At 66.3% G+C, this 22,035-nt stretch carries 19 protein-coding genes; 5 read left to right on the top strand and 14 right to left on the bottom strand.

What is annotated here, in order from left to right:
• Position 1: 1 nt before the first annotated feature.
• The 8 genes from ACIP90_RS04675 to ACIP90_RS04710 form a co-directional block, all read right to left on the bottom strand.
• On the bottom strand, positions 2-586 hold the full coding sequence (locus tag ACIP90_RS04675) for a histidine phosphatase family protein (RefSeq protein WP_400577373.1): 585 nt from the start codon (positions 584-586) through the stop codon (positions 2-4).
• A 96-nt stretch (positions 587-682) separates the two neighbouring features.
• Positions 683-2,194 (bottom strand): NAD-dependent succinate-semialdehyde dehydrogenase, encoded by a 1,512-nt coding sequence (locus ACIP90_RS04680; RefSeq protein ID WP_400577375.1) that lies wholly within the window; start codon positions 2,192-2,194, stop codon positions 683-685.
• A gap of 23 nt (positions 2,195-2,217) precedes the next feature.
• Positions 2,218-3,021 carry an HpcH/HpaI aldolase/citrate lyase family protein gene (locus tag ACIP90_RS04685; protein WP_400577376.1) on the bottom strand — a complete coding sequence of 268 codons (804 nt, stop codon included), beginning with the start codon at positions 3,019-3,021 and terminating at the stop codon, positions 2,218-2,220.
• On the bottom strand, positions 3,006-3,791 hold the full coding sequence (hpaH, locus tag ACIP90_RS04690; protein WP_400577377.1) for a 2-oxo-hept-4-ene-1,7-dioate hydratase: 786 nt from the start codon (positions 3,789-3,791) through the stop codon (positions 3,006-3,008). The genes ACIP90_RS04685 and hpaH overlap by 16 nt, the downstream gene beginning before the upstream one ends.
• A 3-nt stretch (positions 3,792-3,794) precedes the next feature.
• Positions 3,795-4,895, bottom strand: coding sequence for a 3,4-dihydroxyphenylacetate 2,3-dioxygenase (gene hpaD / locus ACIP90_RS04695; protein WP_400577378.1), 1,101 nt, complete (start codon positions 4,893-4,895; stop codon positions 3,795-3,797).
• Positions 4,896-4,928: 33 nt separating this feature from the next.
• Positions 4,929-6,443, bottom strand: a complete 1,515-nt coding sequence (hpaE, locus tag ACIP90_RS04700; RefSeq protein ID WP_400577380.1) for a 5-carboxymethyl-2-hydroxymuconate semialdehyde dehydrogenase — start codon at positions 6,441-6,443, stop codon at positions 4,929-4,931.
• An 11-nt stretch (positions 6,444-6,454) separates the two neighbouring features.
• Positions 6,455-7,159 (bottom strand): GntR family transcriptional regulator, encoded by a 705-nt coding sequence (locus ACIP90_RS04705; RefSeq protein WP_400577381.1) that lies wholly within the window; start codon positions 7,157-7,159, stop codon positions 6,455-6,457.
• Entirely contained in the window at positions 7,156-8,670 is a 1,515-nt protein-coding gene (locus ACIP90_RS04710) for a fumarylacetoacetate hydrolase family protein (RefSeq protein WP_400577382.1), read from the bottom strand. Before ACIP90_RS04710 ends, ACIP90_RS04705 begins: the two co-directional genes overlap by 4 nt.
• 224 nt (positions 8,671-8,894) lie before the next feature.
• On the opposite strand from ACIP90_RS04710, the gene ACIP90_RS04715 reads away from it, so the two are divergent.
• Positions 8,895-10,823 carry an FAD-binding monooxygenase gene (locus ACIP90_RS04715; RefSeq protein WP_400577383.1) on the top strand — a complete coding sequence of 643 codons (1,929 nt, stop codon included), beginning with the start codon at positions 8,895-8,897 and terminating at the stop codon, positions 10,821-10,823.
• Between the two features lie 27 nt (positions 10,824-10,850).
• Complete coding sequence (locus ACIP90_RS04720; RefSeq protein ID WP_400577385.1) at positions 10,851-12,212, top strand: MFS transporter; 1,362 nt, start codon at positions 10,851-10,853, stop codon at positions 12,210-12,212.
• Positions 12,213-12,316: 104 nt separating this feature from the next.
• On the opposite strand, the gene ACIP90_RS04725 is transcribed toward ACIP90_RS04720, so the two are convergent.
• The 3 genes from ACIP90_RS04725 to ACIP90_RS04735 all read right to left on the bottom strand — a co-directional run bounded on the left by ACIP90_RS04725 (position 12,317) and on the right by ACIP90_RS04735 (position 15,921).
• Positions 12,317-13,357, bottom strand: coding sequence for a glycoside hydrolase family 16 protein (locus ACIP90_RS04725; RefSeq protein WP_400577387.1), 1,041 nt, complete (start codon positions 13,355-13,357; stop codon positions 12,317-12,319).
• Positions 13,358-13,774: 417 nt separating this feature from the next.
• A complete protein-coding gene (locus ACIP90_RS04730) occupies positions 13,775-15,184 on the bottom strand; it encodes an aldehyde dehydrogenase family protein (RefSeq protein WP_400577388.1) in 1,410 nt (469 codons plus the stop codon).
• Positions 15,185-15,327: 143 nt separating this feature from the next.
• A complete protein-coding gene (locus tag ACIP90_RS04735; RefSeq protein ID WP_400577390.1) occupies positions 15,328-15,921 on the bottom strand; it encodes a TetR/AcrR family transcriptional regulator in 594 nt (197 codons plus the stop codon).
• Positions 15,922-16,103: 182 nt separating this feature from the next.
• On the opposite strand from ACIP90_RS04735, the gene ACIP90_RS04740 reads away from it, so the two are divergent.
• From ACIP90_RS04740 to ACIP90_RS04750, 3 genes are all read left to right on the top strand, one after another.
• Entirely contained in the window at positions 16,104-16,448 is a 345-nt protein-coding gene (locus tag ACIP90_RS04740; RefSeq protein ID WP_400577391.1) for a cupin domain-containing protein, read from the top strand.
• A gap of 9 nt (positions 16,449-16,457) precedes the next feature.
• On the top strand, positions 16,458-17,771 hold the full coding sequence (locus ACIP90_RS04745) for a flavin monoamine oxidase family protein (protein WP_400577392.1): 1,314 nt from the start codon (positions 16,458-16,460) through the stop codon (positions 17,769-17,771).
• A 189-nt stretch (positions 17,772-17,960) separates the two neighbouring features.
• Positions 17,961-19,436, top strand: coding sequence for an APC family permease (locus ACIP90_RS04750; protein ID WP_400577393.1), 1,476 nt, complete (start codon positions 17,961-17,963; stop codon positions 19,434-19,436).
• Here the strand turns inward: ACIP90_RS04750 and ACIP90_RS04755 are convergent.
• The 3 genes from ACIP90_RS04755 to ACIP90_RS04765 all read right to left on the bottom strand — a co-directional run bounded on the left by ACIP90_RS04755 (position 19,413) and on the right by ACIP90_RS04765 (position 21,950).
• The gene (locus tag ACIP90_RS04755; protein WP_400577395.1) at positions 19,413-20,078 is read right to left on the bottom strand and encodes an AmiS/UreI family transporter; all 666 of its coding nucleotides are present in this window, start codon (positions 20,076-20,078) and stop codon (positions 19,413-19,415) included. The genes ACIP90_RS04750 and ACIP90_RS04755 overlap by 24 nt on opposite strands.
• A 191-nt stretch (positions 20,079-20,269) precedes the next feature.
• On the bottom strand, positions 20,270-21,229 hold the full coding sequence (locus ACIP90_RS04760; RefSeq protein WP_400577397.1) for a helix-turn-helix domain-containing protein: 960 nt from the start codon (positions 21,227-21,229) through the stop codon (positions 20,270-20,272).
• Positions 21,230-21,353: 124 nt separating this feature from the next.
• Complete coding sequence (locus ACIP90_RS04765; protein ID WP_400577399.1) at positions 21,354-21,950, bottom strand: TetR/AcrR family transcriptional regulator; 597 nt, start codon at positions 21,948-21,950, stop codon at positions 21,354-21,356.
• Positions 21,951-22,035: the final 85 nt, after the last annotated feature.

Raw genomic sequence — 22,035 nt, forward strand, 5'->3', positions numbered from 1 at the left:
GTCAGCCCTGGACGGCAGCGAGCACCGGCTCGCCGTTGAAGTATTCGAGCTCCCAGCCGTCAATGGCGTGGTGGTGGGCCAGGTTGAGCACCGCGTTGTGGATGCTTCCCAACGTGCGGCCGGTGGCGCGGTTGAGGGCCACGCGCAGGAGCGTGCCGTGGGCGACGACCAGGACTCGGCGTCCGCGGAACTCCTCGGCGAGTGCCTCCAGCGCGGCCAACCCGCGGCAGGCCGCCTCGTCAGCGGTCTCCGCCCCTCGGAAACCGCCGGGGATGCGCAGGGCGTCCAGCTCAGGGCCGTCCTGCATGCCCTCCGCGGGCCCGAAGCTGCGCTCCACGAGCTCCGGCATTCGCCGGGCCACGGTGAGTCCCAGCCCGGCGGCAATCAGGTCGGCGGTTTCCGCGGCACGGCTCAGCGGCGAGGACACGATCGCGTCCCACTCGTAGCCGGACAGGGCGGCGACGGCGTCGCGTGCCTGGCCGCGGCCGACGTCGTTGAGTGGAATGTCGGTGCATCCCTGCAGCCGGCGCTGTGCATTCCAGTCTGTCTGGCCGTGGCGGACAAGGGCGAACGTCGTAAGGGTCATGCAGTCCATTCTGCCCCAGCTGCGGAGGCAACCGCTCCGGCCGGAGCCGCTCCGCGGGCACGTGCTGCCCCCGAAAAGGCCACAGTCAGCCCCCGGTTAGGCCCTGCCGGCCCAAGGGTCGGCGATGCCGAGGTATTGGGTGGTGGTGTATTCGGCGATGCCTTCGGAGCCGCCTTCGCGGCCGAGTCCGGATTGTTTGACGCCGCCGAAGGGGGCTGCGGCGTTGGAGATGACGCCGGCGTTGAACCCGACCATGCCGAATTCGATCTGTTCGGCCACGCGCAGGAGCCGGTTGAAGTCGCGGCTGTAGAGGTAGGAGGCGAGACCGTATTCGGTGGCGTTGGCGAGCCGGATGGCGTCCTCCTCGGTGGTGAAGGTGGTGACCGGGGCGACGGGGCCGAAGATTTCCTGGCGCAGGATCTCGGCGTCGTTCGGGACGTCGCCCAGCACGGTCGGCTGGTAGAAGTAGCCGGGTCCGTCCACGGGGGCACCTCCCGTGACGGCGGTCGCCCCTGCGTCGACGGCGGCGCGCACCAGGGCGTGGACGTTGTCGCGGGCTCCGGCCTCGATGAGCGGGCCGACCTGGGTGGTGGGGTCGGTGCCGCGGCCGGTGGTCAGGGCGCCCATGGCGGCGGCGAACTTCTGCGTGAATTCTGCGGCGACGGTTTCCTGGACGAGGAAGCGGTTGGCGGCGGTGCAGGCTTCGCCCATGTTCCGCATTTTGGCGGCCATGGCCCCTTCGACGGCGGCATCCAGGTCGGCGTCCTCGAAGACGATGAATGGGGCGTTGCCGCCGAGTTCCATCGAGGTGCGCAGGACGTTCTCGGCCGCGTCGGCCATGAGTCGCTTGCCCACTGGGGTGGAACCGGTGAAGGAGACCTTCCGCAGCCGGGAGTCCTTCAGGAGCGGACCGGAGATGCCGGAGGCGCTCGAGGAGGCGACGACGTTGAGGACGCCGGCCGGGAGTCCGGCTTCCAGCATGGTCTGCGCGAAGTACTGGGCAGTCAGCGGCGTGAGTTTGGCGGGTTTGAGGACCATGGTGCAGCCGGCGGCGACGGCGGGTGCGACCTTGCGGGTGGCCATGGCCAGGGGGAAGTTCCAGGGCGTGATGAGCAGGCAGGGTCCGACGGGTTTGTGCTGGACGAGGATCTTGTTTTTGCCCTCGGGAGTGGTGAGGTAGCGGCCGTAGTCGCGGACGGTTTCTTCGGAGAACCAGCGCAGGAACTCGGCGCCGTAGGTGACCTCGCCGCGGGCTTCGGCCAGCGGTTTGCCCATTTCCAGGGTCATCAGCAGCGCGAAGTCCTCGGCGCGTTCGGTGACCAGGTCGAAGGCCCGGCGCAGGATCTCTGCCCGCACCCGGGGTGCGGTGCGCGCCCAGGACGCCTGGGCTGCGTCTGCCGCGTCGAGCGCGGCGATAGCGTCGTCACTGGTGGCCGAGGCGAGGGTGGCGAGTACCTCCCCGGTGGCGGGGTCGTGGACGTCGAACGTGCCGCCGTCGGACGCGTCCCGCCACTCACCATTGATCAGCAGGCCGGTGGGAACGGAGGCGAGGAGAGACGCCTCACGCTCCGGCGAGACGGCAGGGGGCAGCGCAGAAGTAACTGTCATGGAAAGTCCTAAGAAGTTAAAGGTCAGTAGCTGGCGGGGGTGTCGCCGTTGTCCTTGGGGATGTACTGGGCGGCGAGGGCTTCGGAGCCCCTCGCCAGGAGGGCGACGTCGGCCCCCACGAGGATGAAGTTCGCCCCGTTATCCAAATAGTGCCCGGCGGTGTCGCGGTTAAAGGCGTTGACGCCCGCTGGCTTACCCGCCGTCTTCGCTGCGGTGAGGCAGTGTTCGACGGCGGCGCGCACTTCGGGGTGTTCCTGCTGTCCCAGCAGGCCCATGGAGGCGGCGAGGTCGGAGGGGCCGACGAAGATGGCGTCCACGCCGTCGACCTTCAGGATGTCCTCCACCGCATCCACGGCTGCGGTCGATTCGATCTGGACGGTGACGCTGATGGTCTCGGCGGCGCGGGCGAGGTAATCCGGGACCCGGTTCCAGCGTGCGGCGCGGGCCAGCGCGGAGCCCACCCCGCGCACACCCTGGGGCGGGTAGCGGGTGGCGGCCACGGCCGCCTCCGCTTCCGACACGGAATTGACCATCGGGACCAGCAGGTTCTGCACGCCCAGGTCCAGATACTGCTTGATCACCACCACGTCATTCACGGGCGGCCGGACCAGGGTGTGAACCGGGTAGCCGTGGGTCGCCTGGAGCTGGGCAAGGATGGATTCGAGGCCGTTGGGGCTGTGTTCGGCGTCGACCAGGAGCCAGTCCAGGCCGGACCCGGCACAGATCTCGGCCACCAGCGGGCTGCCCGAGCAGACCCACATCCCGGCCAGCGGCCGGTTGGCCGCGGCGAGGGCGTCGCGGAAGGTGTCTTCTAGACGAAGCGGCATGTCACACTCCCGAGCGGTCCGTAGTCTGCGTGGACGGTGTCGCCTTTGTATACCCAAAGCGGCCGGGTGAAGGAGCCGGCAAGGATGATGTCGCCGGCCTTCATGCTGTCGCCGTGGGCGGCGATCTTGTTGGCCAGCCAGTGCACGCCGTTGGCCGGGTGGTCCAGGACGCCTGCGGCCACTCCGGTTTCCTCCACGGTCTGGTTCTTGTAGAGGATGGCCGAGACCCAGCGGAGGTCGACGGCGTCAGGCTTCACCGGCCGGCCGCCCACCACCATGGCGCCCATGGCCGCATTGTCGGAGATGGTGTCCACGATGGTCCGGCCCTCCATCTCGATCCTCGAATCGAGGATTTCGAGTGCCGGAACCACGTAGTCGGTGGCGTTCAGGACATCGAAGATGGTGCAGCCCGGTCCTTTGAGGCTGTCCTTGAGGACGAATGCCAGCTCCACCTCCACCCGCGGGTGGGTGTACCGGTCCCACTCCACCGAGCAGCCGGTTTCCAGCACCATGTCATCGAAGATGGCACCGTAATCCGGTTCGGTGATGCCGGTGGCGGCCTGCATGGCTTTGGACGTGAGGCCGATCTTGCGGCCCACCAGGGTCCGGCCGGCGTCCTCGTTGCGGCGCCGCCACAGCTGCTGGACCGCGTAGGAATCCTCCACCGTCATGTCCGGATAACGGGCAGTCAGGCGGGGTATCGGAGTCCGGGACCGGCCGGCCTCCACGAGTTCGTCGGCGATCGCCTCGATTGTCTTCGGGTCGAGCATGGTTTAGACCTGGGCTCCGAGCTTGAAGCCCTCCACTGCGGCGGAGGTCTCGTCCTTGCGGGTGTAGGAGAAGCCGTCGGCGCCCACGGTCACGGCCATTTCGGATGCGTCGGTGCGCTCGATGACGGGCTGCGGATTGCCGTCGAGGTCCAGGACCAGGGAGGCCTCGGTGTACCAGGACGGCACGACCGGGTTGCCCCACCAGTCGCGGCGCTGGTTGTCGTGCACGTCCCACGTGACCGTGGGGTTGTCCGGGTCGCCGGTGTAGTAGTCCTGGGTGTAGATCTCCACGCGGTGGCCGTCCGGGTCCAGGATGTAGAGGTAGAAGGCGTTGGAGACGCCGTGCCGTCCGGGGCCGCGTTCGATTCGGTCGGAGATGCGCAGGGCGCCCATCTTGTCGCAGATCTGGATGATGTTGTGCTTTTCGTGCGTGGCGAACGCGATGTGGTGCAGGCGGGGGCCGTTGCCGCCGGTGAGCGCAGTATCGTGCACGGTCTGCTTGCGGTGCATCCACGCGGCGTAGGTGACGCCGTCGGAATCCTTGATGTCCTCGGAGACGCGGAAGCCGAGGTCCTCCAGGTACTTGCGGCCGCGGGGGACGTCCGGGGTGACCTGGTTGAAGTGGTCCAGGCGGACCAGTTCGCCGGCGGAGTAGAGGTCGTAGCGCTGGGTGAGGCGCTCCACATGCTCCACCTCGTAGAAGAACTCGTACGGGAAGCCCAGCGGGTCTTCGACGCGGACGGAATCACCCACGCCCTTGGTGAAGCCTTCCGTGCGGCGCTCGGTCCGGCAGCCCAGTTCCTTGTAGTACGCCTCGGCGGCGTCCACTTCCTCCGGGGACTTCACGCGGTAGGCGAATGCCGCGGCAGCGGCCACGGGGCCCTTGCGCAGCACCAGGTTGTGGTGGATGAACTCCTCGAAGGAGCGCAGGTAGATGGTGTTCTCGTCCTCCTCGGTGACGTGCAGGCCCAGCAGGTCCACGTAGAACGCGCGGGACTTGGCCAGGTCGGTGACCACCAGTTCGAGGTAGGCGCAGCGGACGATGTCCGGGGCCGGGACGGAGGGCTTGGGGATGACGTTGTTCTGCGAAACCTGGTTGTTCATGGGATTCTCTCTTCGTTGAAAGGGGGTCTGGATTTACGCGCCGAATTTCGGCGTGTGGACGGAACCGAGCGTGATGTGCACGGCCTGCTGGTCGGTGTAGAAGTCGATGGAGCGGTAGCCGCCCTCGTGGCCCAGGCCGGAGGCCTTGACGCCGCCGAACGGGGTGCGCAGGTCGCGGACGTTGTGGCTGTTCAGCCACACCATGCCGGCCTCAACGTTCTGGGAGAAGTTGTGGGCCCGGGTCAGGTTCTGTGTCCAGATGTAGGCCGCCAGGCCGTACTTCGTGTTGTTCGCCAGGGCCAGCGCCTCGTCGTCGTTCTCGAACGGGGTGATGGCGACGACGGGGCCGAAGATCTCCTCCTGGAAGATCCTGGCGTCGGGGGCGACGTCGGCGAACACAGTGGGGGCAATGTAGTTGCCCTCCGGGAGGTGCTCCGGGCGGCCGCCGCCGGCCAGGAGCCGTCCTTCGGACTTGCCGATCTCCACGTAGGAGGCCACCTTTTCGTAGTGCTCGGGGTGGACCAGGGCGCCCACCTGGGTTTTGGGGTCGTGCGGATCGCCGACGACGATGTTCTTCGCGCGGGCCGCGTACTTTTCGCAGAACTCGTCGTAGATGGCACGCTCGACGAGGATGCGGGAGCCGGCGGTGCAGCGTTCGCCGTTGAGGGAGAAGACGCCGAACAGGGCCGAGTCGATGGCGGCGTCAAGGTCGGCGTCGGCGAACACGACGCAGGGGGACTTGCCGCCGAGCTCCATGGACAGGCCCTTGAGGTTGGCCGCGGCGTTGCGGAAAATCGTCTGGCCGGTGGTGGTCTCGCCGGTGAAGGAGATCAGCGGGACGTCCGGGTGCTTGACCAGGGCGTCACCGGCTTCCTCGCCGAGGCCGTTGACCAGGTTGAACACGCCGTCAGGCAAGCCGGCGTCCTTGAAGATGGTGGCCCAGAGGGAAGCCGAGAGAGGGGTGAATTCGGCGGGCTTGAGGACCACGGTGTTGCCGGTGGCCAGGGCGGGGGCGAGTTTCCAGGATTCCAGCATGAACGGGGTGTTCCACGGGGTGATGAGGCCGGCGACGCCGATCGGCTTCCGGTTCACGTAGTTGATCTGCGAACCGGGGACCTTCATGGCGTCATCAAATTGCGCCACAATGAGGTCCGCGAAGAAGCGGAAGTTCTCCGCCGCGCGCAGTGCCTGGCCCTTCGCCTGGGTGATGGGCAGGCCGGTGTCGAAGGTCTCGAGTTCGGCGAGGCGTGCTTCCTGGGCTTCGACGGCGTCGGCAATCCTGTTCAGCACCCGGGCGCGTTCCCGCGGCTTCATCTTCGGCCACGGGCCGCTGGTGAACGCTTCGCGGGCGGCTGCGACGGCGAGGTCGATGTCCTCCTTCTGGCCTGCCGCGGCGGTGGCGTAGTTGGTGTTGGACACCGGGTCCAGGACGTCGAAGGTCTTCCCGCCCACGGAATCAACGAACTTGCCGTTGATGTAGTGCTGGATGTGGGTGGGCAGGTTTTCGGGAATGTAGTGCGTCTTGGTTGCTTCAGCAGCGAACGTCATCGTTTTCTTCCTTAATGCTGTGGGGTCTGGTGGTCGCTTGCGGAGGCCAAATAGGCGTCCAGGGTGGCGCTGCGGTGGAGCCGTGCTGCTTTTTCGATGGTGTCGGCATCGGCGCCGCTTTCAATGAGTTTCAGGAGGGCTTCGTGTTCGTCCACGGACTGGTGCGCCCTGCCGGGGACGAAGCGGAACGTGGAGGACCGCAGGGATGCCAGCCGGTTCCAGCCCCGATGGACCAGATCCAGGATGTGCGGGTTGGGGCAGTGCTCGAACAGGACGGAGTGGAAGTCCTGGTTCAGTTGCGTGAACCGGACCGGATCAAAATGCTGCAGGCAGGCACGCATGTCCTCGTTCACAGCACGGGCGCGGGCGATGTCCGCTTCTCCGATCAGTGGAGCTGACAGTGCGGTGGCCGCGCCCTCGACGATGCTCAGGGTCTGCATTGTGTAGAGGTATTCGGTGGGATCGATCCCGGACACCGTGGCGCCTACGTTCCGCTCGAACTTCACCAGCCCCTCTGCTTCGAGCCGGCGGATTGCCTCACGGACCGGGACCACGCTGACGCCCAGGTCTTCGGCGATCTTTGCCAGCACCAGGCGATAGCCCGGGGAGTACGTCCCGTCGACGATGCGGCCCTTCACGGCTTTGTAAGCCTGCTCGGACTTGCTGCCGGCGGCAGTGGCAGTCGCCCTGCCGGCGGCGGTGACGGTCTCAGTCATTGGCCTTGCCTGCTTCCCATTGCTTCCCATTGCTCGTACTTGGCCCGCCATTCGGCGTTCAGCGGGTAGAGTCCGTCCACGCTGTGGCCCTGCTCCACCATCTTTGCGATGAAGACTTCCTCGCGTTCCTGGGCGATGGAGTCGTCAGCAAGTTCCTCGGCAAGGGCCGGCGGGATCACCAGGATGCCATCCGAGTCCGCCACGATGATGTCCCCCGGCTGCACCGTGGTGCCGCCGCACGCGATGGTGACGTCCGTGTCCCAGGGGATGTGCCGGCGTCCGAGCACGGCCGGATGCGGGTTGGAATAGTAGGTGGGCATGTCCATGGCGGCTACAGCCGAGAAGTCACGGACCCCGCCGTCGGTGATGATGGCCGCGGCGCCGCGGACCTGGGCACGCAGGGCCAGGATGTCGCCGATCGTGCCGGTGCCCTTTTCGCCGCGGGCCTCCATCACCAGGATCTCGCCCTCGTTGACGGAATCGATGGCCTTCTTCTGGGCATTGAAACCGCCGCCGTGGGCCTTGAACAGGTCCTCGCGGTTGGGCACATAGCGCAGGGTCCGGGCCAGTCCCACAATCCGCCTGTCCGGCCGTGTGGAGGTCAGGCCGTCGATGCTGACGTTGTTCAGGCCGCGCTTGCGCAGCTGGGAGGACAGGGTTGCGGTGCAGACGCTTTCGAGCTTCGCCTTCAGCGCGGGGGAGAGGGCCGGCGTCTCCGGTGCCCGGTCATGCCCGACGGGCGAGAGACCTGCCGCCTCCCGCGAGCCGTAAGCTTCCTCCCGCTGCAGATCATCCGTCTTGGGCTGGGCGCCAAAGTCAGCGAACGGCGTCGAACCTTCCTCCACCCGGGTGACAAGGCGGCCGGTGGTCAGCCCGCCGTCCTCTGTACCGGCGGCACTGACTTCAACCTCGACCACGTCGCCGGGGTTGGCAACGGAGGCGCCCGCCGGTGTGCCGGTCAGGATGATGTCCCCTTCTTCGAGGGTCAGCAGCTGGGACAGGTCCGCCACGAGCCGAGCGAACGGGAAGAGGAGGTCCCCGGTGGTGTCGTCCTGGACAAGTTCGCCGTTGTGCCAAGTGCGGATGCGCAGTTTGGCGGGATCCACAGTGTCGGCGGGAATCAGTCCCGGGCCGACCGGGGTGAAGCCGTCGCCGCCCTTGGACCGGAGATTGGAGCCCTTGTCCGCGTAGCGGAGGTCGTAGACACCCAGGTCGTTGCTGGCGGTGACCCACTCGACGTGGCTCCAGGCGTCCTCGAGGCCGACGCGGCGCGCCGGCTTGCCGATGATCAGGGCGATCTCGCCTTCATAGCCAAGCAGCTCGCAACCGGCCGGCCGCTCCACGGTTGACGGGGCTGCTGCCGAGCCAAGGGCCAGGGACGACGGCGGCTTGAGGAAGTAGGAGGGCTGCTCCGGCGTGCGGCCGCGCTGGGCCGCCCGGCTGGGGTAGTTGATATGCACCGCGATGACCTTGCGGGCCGCGGCCAGGAGGTGGTCGTTGACCTGTTCCAAGAGTTACTCCTCATCGAGTACGAAATCGTATACGAAACACTATGGCCTCGATTCCTGGATCCGTCAACACCCTGTCAGACCCAAAATTCGGCCACTTGTCGGCCCGGTCACATCTGCCGTACAGTGGTGACTCAGATCCCATGTTTCAAATATAGAACTTTGAGTTCTAATATCGATCAGCCTTGACGGCGACAGACAGCCACACAGCGAAGTGAGGAAAGCCCGTGCAGTTCCACCACCACGGTTACGTATCCGGTGACCCGCGAGTCCAGCCGGCCGCCGGCGTCGGCATCGACCGGCCCACCCAGGTTCCCGACGAAGTGGACGTGCTCATCGTGGGCTCCGGCCCCGCTGGCATGCTTGCAGCCGCCCAGTTATCCCAGTTTCCGGGCATCACCACGCGCATCGTGGAGCGCAGGCCTGGCCGGCTGGCCATCGGCCAGGCCGACGGCATCCAGGCACGCAGCGTCGAGACGTTCCAGGCCTTCGGCTTCGCCGAGCGCATCATTGCCGAGGCGTACCGGATCACCGAGATGGCGTTCTGGAAGCCGGACACCGAGAACCCGGCGAACATCGTCCGCACCGCCCGCACCCTGGACGATCCGGCGGGTATCAGTGAATTCCCGCACCTCATCGTCAACCAGGCCCGCGTCCTGGATTACTTCGCCGAGGTCATGGCCATGTCACCCACCCGCATGACGCCCGACTACGGCCTGGAGTTCCGCGGCCTGGAGGTCACCGGAGAAGGCGAGTACCCGGTCACCGTGACGCTGGCCCACACCGCCGGCCCCGACGAGGGGCGGGAACGGACAGTTCGGGCCAAGTACGTCGTCGGCGCCGACGGCGCCCGCAGCAAGGTGCGCGCATCGATCGGCTGCACCATGGCCGGCGACCAGGCCAACCATGCGTGGGGTGTCATGGATGTGCTTGCCTCCACGGACTTCCCCGACATCCGCCTCAAGTGCGCCATCCAGTCCCATGACGGCGGCAGCATCCTGCTGATCCCGCGTGAGGGCGGCCATCTCTTCAGGATGTACGTCGACCTTGGCGAGGTCCCGGCAGACGACCACGGGGCCGTCCGCAAGACCACCATCGAGCAGATCATTGCCAAGGCCAACGCCATCATCCACCCCTACACACTCGACGTGCGCGACGTCGCCTGGCACAGCGTGTACGAGGTGGGCCACCGCCTCACCGACAGGTTCGACGACGTCCTCTCGCAGGAGCTCGGCAACCGCACGCCGCGCGTTTTCATCACCGGCGACGCCTGCCACACGCACAGCGCCAAGGCAGGCCAGGGCATGAACGTCTCGATGCAGGACGGCTTCAACATCGGCTGGAAGCTGGGCCACGTGCTCGAGGGCCGCAGCCCGGAAAGCCTGCTCTCCACCTACTCGGCAGAGCGCCAGGTCGTGGCGAAGAACCTCATCGACTTCGACAAGGTGTGGTCGACGCTCATGGCGAAGAAGCCGGAGGAGTTTGAGAACCCCTCCGAACTGGAGGACTTCTACGTGCGCACCGCCGAGTTCCCCGCGGGCTTCATGACCGAATACGCACCGTCGATGATCGTTGCAGAGGCCACGCACCAGCACCTGGCCACCGGTTTCCCGGTCGGCAAGCGATTCAAGTCCGCGCCCGTTGTGCGGGTCTGCGACACCAACCCGCTGCACCTCGGCCACCAGGCCAAGGCCGACGGCCGGTGGCGGATTTACGTCTTCGCCGACGCCGCAGCGCCCGTTTCGGGACAGCAGAACGCGGGACAGCAGGGTACGGGAACGCCAACCGATCACTTCGCCGAGTGGATCGCGAACTCACCGGAGTCACCGCTGGCGGCCACGCCGTCGGGCGCTGACATCGACGCATGGTTCGACGTGAAGGTGATCTACCAGCAGGACCACACGAACATCGACATCAATGCCGTTCCGGCGGCCTTCAAGCCGCAGGTGGGCCCGTTCCAGCTGACCTACCTGGAGAAGGTTTTCGCCACCGACCCGGCGTCCGACATCTTCGAACTGCGCGGCATCGACCGCGGCGGCGTCGTCGTGGTGGTGCGCCCGGACCAGTATGTGGCGAACATCCTGCCCCTGACGGCGACTGCCGAGCTCGCCGCATTCTTCGCGCCCCTCCTGCCGGACCGGCTGCGGTCCGCCTAAACGGCAGCGCTAAACAAAGGAGTTTTTATGCCATCGTCCCAAACCGCGGGTGCACCCCCGCGCCGCCAGCGCATGAGCCAGGACGACCGCCGTGTCGTCGCCGGCACCATGGTCGGCACCACCATTGAGTGGTACGACTTTTTCATCTTCGCGCAGGCAGCGGGAATCGTCTTCGCCAACCTCTACTTCAAACCCCTCGACACCGACAGTCCCGGCCTGGCCCAGCTCGTCTCCTGGGCAACCATCGGTGTCAGCTTCTTCTTTCGGCCTTTGGGCGCGGTGATCGCGGGGCGCCTGGGTGACAGGGTCGGCCGGAAGGCCATGCTCGTCTTCACCCTGGTGATGATGGGTGCGTCCACCGCCCTGATCGGATTGCTCCCCACCTATGCCCAGATCGGCGTCTGGGCTCCGGTCCTGCTGATGGTCCTGCGCATTCTGCAGGGATTCTCCGCCGGCGGGGAGTGGGGTGGCGCCGCCCTGATGGCAGTGGAACACGCGCCCGTGAACAAGCGTGGCTTCTGGGGCGCCTACCCGCAGATCGGTGTCCCGGTCGGCATGATCCTGGCGACGCTCGTGCTCTTTCTGCTCCGGCTCTCCATGTCCCCGGAGCAGTTCCTGGAATGGGGATGGCGGATACCGTTCCTGCTGTCCGTCGCCCTGATCGTGCTCGGCTACTTCATCCGGTCCGCGGTGTCGGAAAGCCCGGTCTTCAAGGAGATGGTGGAGCGCAAGCGCGAGTCGGCCACGCCGCTCACGCAGCTGCTTCGGACGAATAAGGTGCAGGTGGTCCTGGCCGCTGTCATCTTCATCGGCAACAACGCTGCCGGATATCTCGTGATCGCCTTCCTGTCCTCCTACGCACAGAAGACCCTGAAGATGGAGGCGTCGCCTGTGCTGCTGGCCACGCTGCTCGCCTCGTTCGGGTGGCTCGTGTTCACGCTGTACGGCGGCGCGCTCTCGGACAGGATCGGCAGGGTCCGGACCTTCCAGATCGGCTACGTGCTTATCTTCGCGTGGATGATCCCGATGTTCCTGCTGATCGACACCCGCAACATCTGGGCATACGGTACGGCGATTTTCATCCTCACCGTCGGCCTGGGCCTCTCCTACGGTCCGATGTCAGCCATGTACGCGGAGATGTTTCCCGCCAGCGTCCGCTACTCCGGCATCGGAATCGGCTACGCCCTCGGCTCGATTCTTGGCGGCGCCTTCGCCCCGCTCCTTGCCGAAGCACTGTTCAAGGAGACGGGCTGGTCAGGCTCCATTGGCCTCTACATCATGGGGCTCTGCGTGATTTCGTTCATCGGAGTCACCCTGGTCAAGGAAACCAAGGGCGTCTCCCTTGCTGCAGATACAGAGGAGCAGGCTGAGCCGGCCGTGACGCACTAACGGTCATCCTAACGAAAGGATGCCGGCGCCCCTGAGGGGCGCCGGCATCCTTTGTGCTGCTTTGGTACTGCTGCCTTCGTACTGTGCCTTGGTACCGGGCTGGCCTACTTGTAGACGCGGACCCAGTCGACCTGCATCTGCGAGGGGGCAGTGGCCCCGCCGTTGGGGAACCAGTCAAGCTGCAGTGTCTGCTGCATGGCGCCGGAGGGCTGGTGTGCCGGGTTCGTGTCAGTGAAGGTCTTCACTCCGTCGACGTAGCCGGTGATGCCGGCGGGAGTCCACTCGACCGCGTAGTTGTGCCACTGCGTGGTGTCAACGGCGTAGGACGACTGCGTCTGGAAGTTCGAGCCGCCGCATTCGTAGTGCAGGAAGAACTTGATCTTCGAAGTGTTGCCGGCGCCCTCGGCATAGTCAATCTCGTCACACGTGGAGGACGGTTTGGTGGGCCAGAGGATCAGGACCGGGTGGTACTGCGGGTCCCGGGCGTTCGTCTTCATGCGGGTTTCCCAGCGTCCGTACTTCTGCCGCGCGAACTTTGCGGACATGCCGCCGGTGGTTCCGGCTGAGTCGCCCGTAACTGTGGCCACACCGTTCGCCACGGACCATGCCTTCGGGCTGCGGATGCCGTTGCCGGCGTGGCCGGCGCTGTCGTAGACGCCCCACTTGGCGGAATCCGGCGCACCGGTGTAGGAGAATTCGTCACCGGCCACAACAGGGCCCCAGCCGAGGGTGGTCGCGGCCTGCTTCCCGTTGCCGGCAGCAGGTGCTGCCGCCACGTTGGCGGCGGGTACAGCGTTGCCCTGCGGGGCCACGGGGGCCTTTGCCGGTGCAGGCTTAGCGGCCGGCTTCGGGGCCGGCGGCTGGGGTGCGGCGGCCGGGGCGACTGCCGGCTTCGGTGCGCTCGCAGGCGCCAGTTCAGGCTTGACAGCGGGAGCCTTGGCGGCCGGAGCCTTGGTGCTTGGCTTCGGAGCAGCCTTGAGTGCCGGGGCGGTGGCCTTGCCCGTGGTGGCCGGCGCGGCCTGGGCGGAAAGTCCCTCGCTTGAGGCGTCAGAGCCTGTGGCCCCGACGCCTGTGGGGGCAAGGCTGCATCCGGTCAGGGACAGCGCGCCAACGGTAATTACTGTGGCTAGTTTCTTGTTGAACAAACAAACCCCTCCGGGGCGTAGACAGGCGCATGCGGCAGCCACATCGAGGTGGTGACGCGTACCTGAAGCTTCTTGTAGTCCCTGTCGGGGGACCCGAGCAGCCTTGTGCCGCTCGTCGCATCCGGCCCCAAAGATCGGGCGTCCGGGGCCCGATATCCGGGCCAGGCCGTCAGGCCAATTCGTAACGTTACTCATTCGTAATAAAGGCTGCAAGCCGGCATCAGGCCGGCCGCTGCAGGGCGGCGCGGGCCGGCAGGCGCCATTATCCACACCGTGACCTGCGCAAACATCCTGTCTGTCGCGCCGCCGCATCCGGTCCGGCATGTGATTAACGTCGCATTCTGCCGGCAGTAAGAAGCCGCCGTCGCGTTTTGCGACGGCGGCTTCCGGTGTGTGATGCCCGGCTGGAAAGGCTCCTTAGCCGTTGATGACCTGGGGAACGCCGACGGCCTTGAGGCCCTCAACGCCGAATTCCAGGCCGTAGCCGGATTGCTTGGCGCCGCCGAACGGAACGCGGGGGTCCACGGCGCCGTGCTTGTTGATCCAGACGGTACCGGCCTGGATGCGGGCGGCGACCTTGCGGGCTTCGGGCAGGTTGGGGGACCAGACGGAGGCGCCGAGCCCGACGTCGAGCGCGTTGGCCTTTTCCACGGCTTCGTCGATGGTGCTGTAGCGGATGATCGGCAGCGCGGGGCCGAACTGTTCCTCGGCGACGAGCGGGTTGTCGTTGTCGATGTCCGCGACGAGCGTGGCGGGGTAGAAGTAGCCAGGCTGCTCGGTGTCCGGGTTGCCGCCGACGAGCACGCGCGCGCCGGAGTCGCGGGCGGCCTCGACGAGGCGGGCCACGACGTCGTACTGCGCCTTGTTCTGGAGCGGGCCGAGGACGTTGTTCTCGTCGAGCCCGACGCCCATGGGCATGGCCGCGGCAACCTTGCTGAGCTCCTGGCAGACGGCGTCGTAGATATCGTCGTGGACGTAGAGGCGTTTGAGGGCGGCGCAGGTCTGGCCGGTGTTGATGAAGGCGCCCCAGAAGAGGTCCTGGGCGATGGCTTTGGGATCGGCGTCGGGCAGCACGATGCCGGCGTCGTTGCCGCCGAGCTCGAGGGTGAGGCGTTTGACGGTGCCCGCGGAGGACTTGATGATCTCCCTGCCGGCGTCGGTGGAGCCGGTGAACATGACCTTGCCGATGGCGGGATGTTCGGCCAGGCGGGCGCCGACCTTGCGGTCGCCGGAGACGACGGTGAGGAGGCCTTCGGGGAGTTCCTCGTTGAGGACCTTGGCCAGGGCCAGGACGGACAGCGGCGTCATCTTGGAGGGTTTGACCACGACGGCGTTGCCCATCCGCAGGGCGGGGGCGATCTGCCAGATGGTGATCATCATGGGCCAGTTCCAGGGGCCGATGGCGCCGACGATCCCGATGGGGCGGTAGTGCAGTTCGGCGTAGGTTTGGCCGTCGTCCACGACGGTTTCCGGCTCCAGCGGTGTGGTGGCTGCGGCCCGCAGCCAGGCGGCGCAGGCGCCGACTTCGAAGCGGGCGTTGGGGCCGTTGAGCGGTTTGCCCTGCTCGCGGGAGAGCAGGCGGGCGAGTTCTTCGGCGGAGCGTTCGACGGCGTCGGCTGCTTTGAGCAGCGCGGCGGACCGGGCGTCGTGGCCCAGGGCTGCCCAGGCCGGCTGGGCTGCCTGGGCGGCGGCGACCGCCGCTTCGAGGTCGTCAACGGTGTGGACGGGCGCTTCGCCGACAACGGTGCCGGTGGCGGGGTCGAGGATGGTTCGGGTCTCGCCGGCGGCCGGGGTGATCGAGGCCAGCAGGGCGTCGTAAGTTTCCATGGGTACTCCACTTCGAGTAGGTGGTGCGCACGGCCAGCGTGGCCTGAGGCTGTGTCTCGAGTCTGCCCGGCTGGTCCCGACCCGTCTTGTGTATCCGCGAACGGCTCTTGATCCCGCGCGAACAGCTGTCCGGGCGGCGCTGCCTACGCCCGCCCGCCCGTGCCGGTCCGGAGCAGCAGCACGTCATGAACTTCTTCCAGCGACGCGGCGATGATGGCGCGGTCCACCCCGGCCAGATACTGGAGAACCAGGCCATCAAGGGAAGCAAACAGGGTTCGGGCCACCACCTGGACGTTGTGGGTCAGCCCGGAAGCGGTCAGGCCGTCAGCCAGGGCGCTGACGTAATTCTCGTAGAGGGCGGAGACCGCCGCCGCGAGCTCAGGCCGCCGGCGCGCCTCCAGGATCATCTCGTACTGGAAGACCTGCAGTTCCGGTTCAGCCAGCAGAAGCTCCAGAAGTGACTCGGTAAAAGAATGGCCGAGTGCCGCGGCTTCACGGAGCTTGGACGCACTGATCGACTGCTCGGCAGCCCAGTCCAGGGCCGCCGCGATGAGGGCGTCGCGGGAGCCGAAGTGGTGGGCCACCAGCGTGTTGTTCACGCCGGCGGCTTCCGCCACTGAGCGGTACGTGAGGCCACGCAGGCCCTTCGCGGCCACCACCGCGACGGCGGCGCGGAGCAGCGCCTCCTTTCCCGTCCCGTATTTCGACGGCGGGGCAGGCGCAGCGGATGACTTCATGTGCCGAGTCTAGCCAGTGCTCCCGGCTTCCCGGAGGCTATTGACTTAAAACTAAGCGTTTGCTTAGTTTCCTGGACCGGCGGTGATGCGGCTCACTATTTCTGAAGTCCGATCCGCTACCTCCGTTGGAAACACGAAACCTGCCCGGCCAGAACGCCGGTGCCCGCACATCTGGAGTCACAGTGACAGAAACCCCTGCTTTCACCACGTCGTCCGCCCTCGACCCGAACAAGAACGAACCCTTCGAACTCGGCAAAGTCCAGTGGGTCCGCCGCTTCGGGGAGGGCGTCCGCCCCTCGCTCGCCTGCGGCTACTGGCATGTGACTCCCGCGGAAGCGCCGGAGCCGTTTGACCTGGTCATCCACGCAGACGAGACGATTTCCATCGTCCAGGGCCACTTGCGCATTGAAGTGGAGGACGGGGACACCTACGACCTCACTGCAGGCGGCGCCGCGTCCTTCAACAGGGGTGCCCGCACCAGATGGGCCGTCCTTGCGCCCACCGTCGAATTTTTCGTGTACTCCTAGGCGACCGCGATGAAACGCGAACTGTACGACGTCGTCGTGGTGGGGGCCGGCTTCGCCGGGATTACCGCCGCCCGCGAGCTCAGCAGGCAGGGGCTCACGGTCCATATCGTCGAAGCACGGGACCGGATCGGCGGACGGACCTGGCTGGACCACCGCCTCGGACGGGACCTTGAAATCGGCGGCACCTGGGTGCACTGGACACAGCCGTATGTCTGGGCCGAACTGAAGCGCTACGGGCTGGACACCACGCCCAGCCCCGAACCGGAACGGGCGTTCTGGTGGGCGGACGGGCGCCGCCATGAGGGAGGGCCGGATGAGTTGCTCGCACTTATCGGCCAGACAAACGGAGAGTTCGTCCAGGACGCCCGCAAGTATTTCCCGCAGCCCTTCCGTCCACTGGCGCGCGACGAGTTCAAGGCGATCGACCACGTGTCCGTCCAGGACCGGATCCGTGAACAGTTCCCCGCCGGAGCGCCGCGGGATATCCTCGAATCCTTCTGGGCTCTGAACTTCAACGGGCCGCTGGAGAATGCGGCGCTGACCCAGGCCCTGCGCTGGGTTGCACTGACCAATGGCGACTGGGCGGTGAACTTCGAAGCGTGCGCCACCCACAAGATCGTTGGCGGCACTGCCGCGCTGGCTGCTGCAATATTCGCGGACTCGGGGGCCGGCATCGAGCATGGCTTCACCGTGGAAGCTGTCGCGGAAGACGCCGGCGTGGTCAGCATCCGCAGTACGGACGGGCGCATAGTGCTGGCCCGGTCGGCGATTATCACCGTTCCGCTGCATGCCCTCAAGACGGTGGCCTTCGAGCCGCCGCTGCCCGCGGCCAAAGCCGAAGGCTCCAGCCTGGGCCAGGTCTCCCGGGGTGTGAAGGTCTGGTTCAGGCTCCGTGGCGAACATGCCCCCTTCGTTGCGCTGGGGGGCGCCGACTGGCCCTTGAATTTCTTCCAGGTCGAATACGCGCTCGACGGTGACACGATCGCCGTCGGTTTTGGCCCTGACGCCTCAAAGATCGACGTTGAAAATCCGGCCGCAGTCCAGGAACAGCTCACGCGCCTCGTGCCGGGAGCCGAGGTTGCCGCAGTGGCCAGCCACAACTGGGTGGATGACCCGCTGTCCGGTGAAACCTGGCCCATGCACCGCACCGGCCACCTCTCGACCTACCTTCCCGCCATGCAGGCGGCCCACGGCAGGGTCCTTTTTGCCGGTTCCGATATCGCCAACGGCTGGGGCGGGTTTATTGACGGTGCAATCGAGAGCGGCATGGAAGCTGCCAACGATGCTGGGTCCCTGCTGGCAAACCCGGCAGCCCGGGCGTGACTGCGCTCAGGGACAACAACTGATCGCTGCACGACAAGGCGCAGCCGGACTCCGGTGCCATTCTGGAATTCATGGCGCATCTCACAGGCGCCCGCATCAGCTAAGCCACGGGCAAAGAAGCCCGGCACCGCAGGCGTTTCGCACCGCCTCACAACATCCCCAGCACTCATGACCGACAAGAAGGATCCAATGAGTATTTCGAATCCCGAATCCCGGACCGCAGAACCAGATTCCCGCCAGGAGCACTCCACCGCCCTGCGCGCAGGAAGCATCGGAGTTCTGGGCATCCTGTTCTTCGTCCTGTCCGCGCAGGCCCCGCTGACTGGAATCGTCGGAGCAGCCCCGCTGGCCGCCGCGCTCGGCAACGGTGCCGGCGCCCCGGGCGCCTACCTCATCGTCGGTCTCGTCATCGTTATCTTCGCCGTCGGCTTCGTCGCCATGAGCCGGAAGGTGCAGACCAACGGCGCCTTTTACGCCTACGTCACGGCCGCGTTCGGACGCAAGGTGGGTGCCGGCGCGGCATGGCTTGCCCTGCTGGCCTACAGCACCGTGCAGGCAGCGATGTACGGGCTGTATGGGGCGGCCTTCTCCGGGCTGCTGGCATCTGTCGGGATTGCTGTTCCCTGGTGGCTGCCCGCACTCGTAACCATGGCCGGCGTCCAGGTCCTGGGCTCCATGAACATCGAACTTGGTGCCCGTGTGCTGGCTGTTCTGGTGGGCTTGGAAGTGGCGATTCTCCTGATGTTTGGCTTCTCCGTCCTCTTCCGCGGTGGCGGACCCGAAGGCCTGAACATCGCCGCCTCGTTTGCGCCGGAGGCCATTGCCGGCGGCGCTCCGGGCGTTGCCATCATGTTTGCCGTTGCCTCCATGTTCGGTTTTGAATCCACGGCCATCTACTCAGCTGAGGCCAAGGACCCGCACCGCACGGTCGCACGGGCCACCTATCTGTCCGTGGGCATCATCGCCGTCTTCTTCTCCTTCATCACCTGGATGCTGGTCAGCTTCTATGGACCGTCACAGGTAGTAGCCGCTGCGGGAGCCGCCCTGGAATCGGGCGACGCCACATCCTTCGTGATCGGCCCCATCGTGGAACTGTTCGGACCGTGGGCGGGCGTCACCGCCGGAGTCCTGCTGGTGACCTCCCTGCTGGCCGGCATCATTGCCTTCCATAACGGCATCAACCGCTACCTTCATTCACTGGCGTTGCGCGGTTCCATGCCGGCCGTCGTGGCCAGGACCAACAGGCACCGCGCGCCCGCAACCGCGGCCTGGATCCAGACCATCGTTGCAGCCCTGCTCGTGGCGCCCTTTGCGCTGCTGGGACTGGACCCCGTGCTGACGCTGTTCTCCTGGTTTAGCGGCCTAGCCGTTGCTGCCCTGCTGGTGCTGTACATGCTGTGCTCGCTCGCCGTCGTCGGCTATTTCCGCCGGGAGCGGGTGGCCGGACAGCATTGGCAGACCCTCATCGCACCCGCGCTCGCCTCGGTGCTGCTGGCATGGGTCCTCTACCTGGTGGTCAGCAACTTCACCTCACTCATCGGGGAAAGCGCAGAAACCGCAACGGGGCTGCTGGCGGCCGTTCCCGTGATTTTCCTCGCCGGAGTGCTGGTGGAGATCGGGGTGGAGAAGCGGGTCCGGATCCTAGAGCCTGAGCTGGCCGGGTAAGGGGCTGTTGCCGGTAGCGGCGCGGGCGGCAATTCGCCGCCCGCGCCTGGCAAGGCCGCCGGCCAGCAGCAACAGCGCGAGCAGCAACAGCGCAAGGAGAGCCGCCGCTGCCGTCGCCCCCGTCGGATCTCCCGGCCACTGGCCCGTGATACCCAGGACCGCCGGCGCCGTGGCCGAGGCCTGGCTCGTGAGGACCAGTGACCAGCCGATGAGCGGCCGCAGCCGTTCGACGCCGAGAGCCAGGTGCAGGAAGAACAGCAGCCAGAGGTAGGCCCAGCACAGCCACAGGACGGCCAGGAGCAGATCCTGCCCGGACCAGGAGGCAGCAAGGAGGAGGCCGCACCCGGCCACCATCCCGCAAAAGCAGCCGAGTCCCTTGGATCCGAGCGCCAGCAGGACATCGAGTCCCACGTACGTATATGTCAGTCCAAAGAGGAACATTCCGGACGCGCCAAGAAGCGATGGCGTTCCGCCGCCGGCACTCACCCCGGAGGCACTCACATGGACGACGGCCAGGACCAATTGGATGCTTCCGATCAACAGGCTGAAGACGGCGGCGTCCCGGCGGGGGAGCGTGCCCAGCAGTGCCAGTCCGTTGATCAGGAGCGCGGCGCCCGAGAGAAGAAGGCAAATGTGGGTCACGGCCGGGCGTCCTCGGGGCGCGCCATTGTGGGTCGGCATTCCGCCTTATGAAATCTTGCTGTCACGATATGGAATGCTACTCGCGTGCGGTGGAACTGCCTACAGGGCGCCAGTCGCAATCCGTTGGATCGGAACTAACTGCGCGGTTGCAAGGCTGCAGGGCTGTTCAGGCCTGCCGGGGTTGCCGGGATTCAGGCGCCTCGGCGCCAGTCGCTGGGGGACTGGCCATAGGCCTCGCGGAACGTGCGGCTGAAATGCGCAGCATCCACGAAGCCCCAGCGGGCGGCGACGGCCCCCACTGACATGCCGGAGTGCAGCGGATCACGAAGGTCCCGCCGGGTGTGCTCCAGCCGCTGGCTCCTGATCCAGCTGGCAACCGTGGTGCCCGATTCGTGAAAGACGTTGTGCAGGTGGCGCGTGGAAATGAAATGGGCCGCCGCAATGCTGGCCGGCGAAAGCTGCGGGTCGGCGAGATTCGCTTCGATGTATTCGCGGACCGAGGTTGCCAGCAGCGTCTGCGGCTTCATGCGGTCCTGGGCCAGGTCCAGCTCCGAGTGAAGCATGGTCGAGACGAGATCCAGGGCGTTTGCCGCCAGCCTGGTGCCGCTGGGACCGTTGAGGGCTTCAAGGTTCGCGGCGAGCTGGGTGATGAACGGCCCCACAATGCTCGTCAGGCCGTGGCCCGCGGCAAGCCGCACGGCCGAAAGCTGCCCCACATAGTCGGAGGGCAGCGACAGTGAATCGTGCGGGAACATGACCACCAGCACCCTTGCCTGGTCTTCGAAAGCCAGGGTGTACGGGCGGTTGGTGTCGTAAATGGCCAGGTCACCGGGGCGCAGCAGGGCCTCGCGGTTGTCCTGGACCAGGAGGCCAGTGCCCTCCAGCTGGAGGTTGAGCTTGAAGTAGCGCTGGTCCGACTGCGCCAGCAGGGCCGGCGTCCGGTGGACGCTGTGGCCTGTAGCCGACACCTCCACGATGCACATCCGGTCCACCACACGGGAACGCATCCTGCCGCGGAACGCATCGGCGTCACCGGTTTCGGCCGCCAGCGGCACGAAGGATTCCGCCACGAGGTGTCGCCAGTGGTCGAACGAGGTGGCCACAGTCGTTTTGAGGTCGTGGCCCGCGGGGCGGGTTGTGGTTGCAGACATGGTGTGTTCCTGACGCCGGGAGGCCATCTGTGGGGGGCCCATGCTGTGTCCTGGGACACAGTCATTTCAGGTTAGCGCCGCCCTGCCGCTCCTGGCATCTTTTTTCCACGGATGTCGAAAAAAATTACGGTCCGGCCTGGAGGAGTGCCAGGAAGCCTTCCAACTGGTCGCTTAGGCCGTGGTCCACCTGCCCCTGTGGGGCCAGTGCTGCGGCTATCTGGGCGCCCAGCAGCATGTTGAGCAGGCTTCCGGCAATGGCGCCGTCCCCGACGGCGGAGCTTACGTCGCCGTTCTTCCTCGCCTGTGTAAGGTGCTCGAGGATGGCGCCATGCCACTGCTCCATGGAGTCCCTGTGGATGGCCGCCTTTTCTGCGTCGGTGATGGCCTTCTGCCAAAAGGGAATCACGATGCGCGCCTCATGCACGCGCTCCTCGTCCAGCGGCAGCACCTCGAGGGCAAATGCCCTTAGGGCTGCCAGGCCCGTTTTCCCGGCGGTGACTTCCGCGATGCGCTCGTTCGTCCTGTTGAAGACATGGCCGAAGGCGAAAGTGAGCAGGGTGTCCTTCGTCGGGAAGTAGGGCTTGAGGGCACCGTTGGCAAACCCTGCCTCGGTTGCGATCTCGCGCATGGTGGCACCCTCGATGCCCAGCCGCGCGATGATCCGCCATGTGGCGTCCACCAGCTCCAGCCGGCGCTCGTCGTGATCAACAATCTTTGGCACGCAGCCGCTCCCCCGGAAATTCTTTTGGCGCAAGACCCTTGTGACTTATCTTACGTACGGTTATTCTCTACAACTATAGAAAATA

This window comes from Arthrobacter sp. NPDC093139, from assembly GCF_044754165.1.
Lineage (GTDB): Bacteria > Actinomycetota > Actinomycetes > Actinomycetales > Micrococcaceae > Arthrobacter.

Coding starts and splice junctions, on each gene's coding strand:
- ACIP90_RS04685 (WP_400577376.1), bottom strand. CDS start 3,021: ATGCCGCTTCGTCTAGAAGACACCTTCCGCGACGCCCTCGCCGCGGCC.
- ACIP90_RS04680 (WP_400577375.1), bottom strand. CDS start 2,194: ATGACAGTTACTTCTGCGCTGCCCCCTGCCGTCTCGCCGGAGCGTGAG.
- ACIP90_RS04675 (WP_400577373.1), bottom strand. CDS start 586: ATGACCCTTACGACGTTCGCCCTTGTCCGCCACGGCCAGACAGACTGG.
- ACIP90_RS04760 (WP_400577397.1), bottom strand. CDS start 21,229: ATGTCTGCAACCACAACCCGCCCCGCGGGCCACGACCTCAAAACGACT.
- ACIP90_RS04705 (WP_400577381.1), bottom strand. CDS start 7,159: ATGACTGAGACCGTCACCGCCGCCGGCAGGGCGACTGCCACTGCCGCC.
- hpaH (WP_400577377.1), bottom strand. CDS start 3,791: ATGCTCGACCCGAAGACAATCGAGGCGATCGCCGACGAACTCGTGGAG.
- ACIP90_RS04735 (WP_400577390.1), bottom strand. CDS start 15,921: ATGAAGTCATCCGCTGCGCCTGCCCCGCCGTCGAAATACGGGACGGGA.
- ACIP90_RS04750 (WP_400577393.1), top strand. CDS start 17,961: ATGAGTATTTCGAATCCCGAATCCCGGACCGCAGAACCAGATTCCCGC.
- hpaE (WP_400577380.1), bottom strand. CDS start 6,443: ATGACGTTCGCTGCTGAAGCAACCAAGACGCACTACATTCCCGAAAAC.
- ACIP90_RS04730 (WP_400577388.1), bottom strand. CDS start 15,184: ATGGAAACTTACGACGCCCTGCTGGCCTCGATCACCCCGGCCGCCGGC.
- ACIP90_RS04720 (WP_400577385.1), top strand. CDS start 10,851: ATGCCATCGTCCCAAACCGCGGGTGCACCCCCGCGCCGCCAGCGCATG.
- ACIP90_RS04745 (WP_400577392.1), top strand. CDS start 16,458: ATGAAACGCGAACTGTACGACGTCGTCGTGGTGGGGGCCGGCTTCGCC.
- hpaD (WP_400577378.1), bottom strand. CDS start 4,895: ATGAACAACCAGGTTTCGCAGAACAACGTCATCCCCAAGCCCTCCGTC.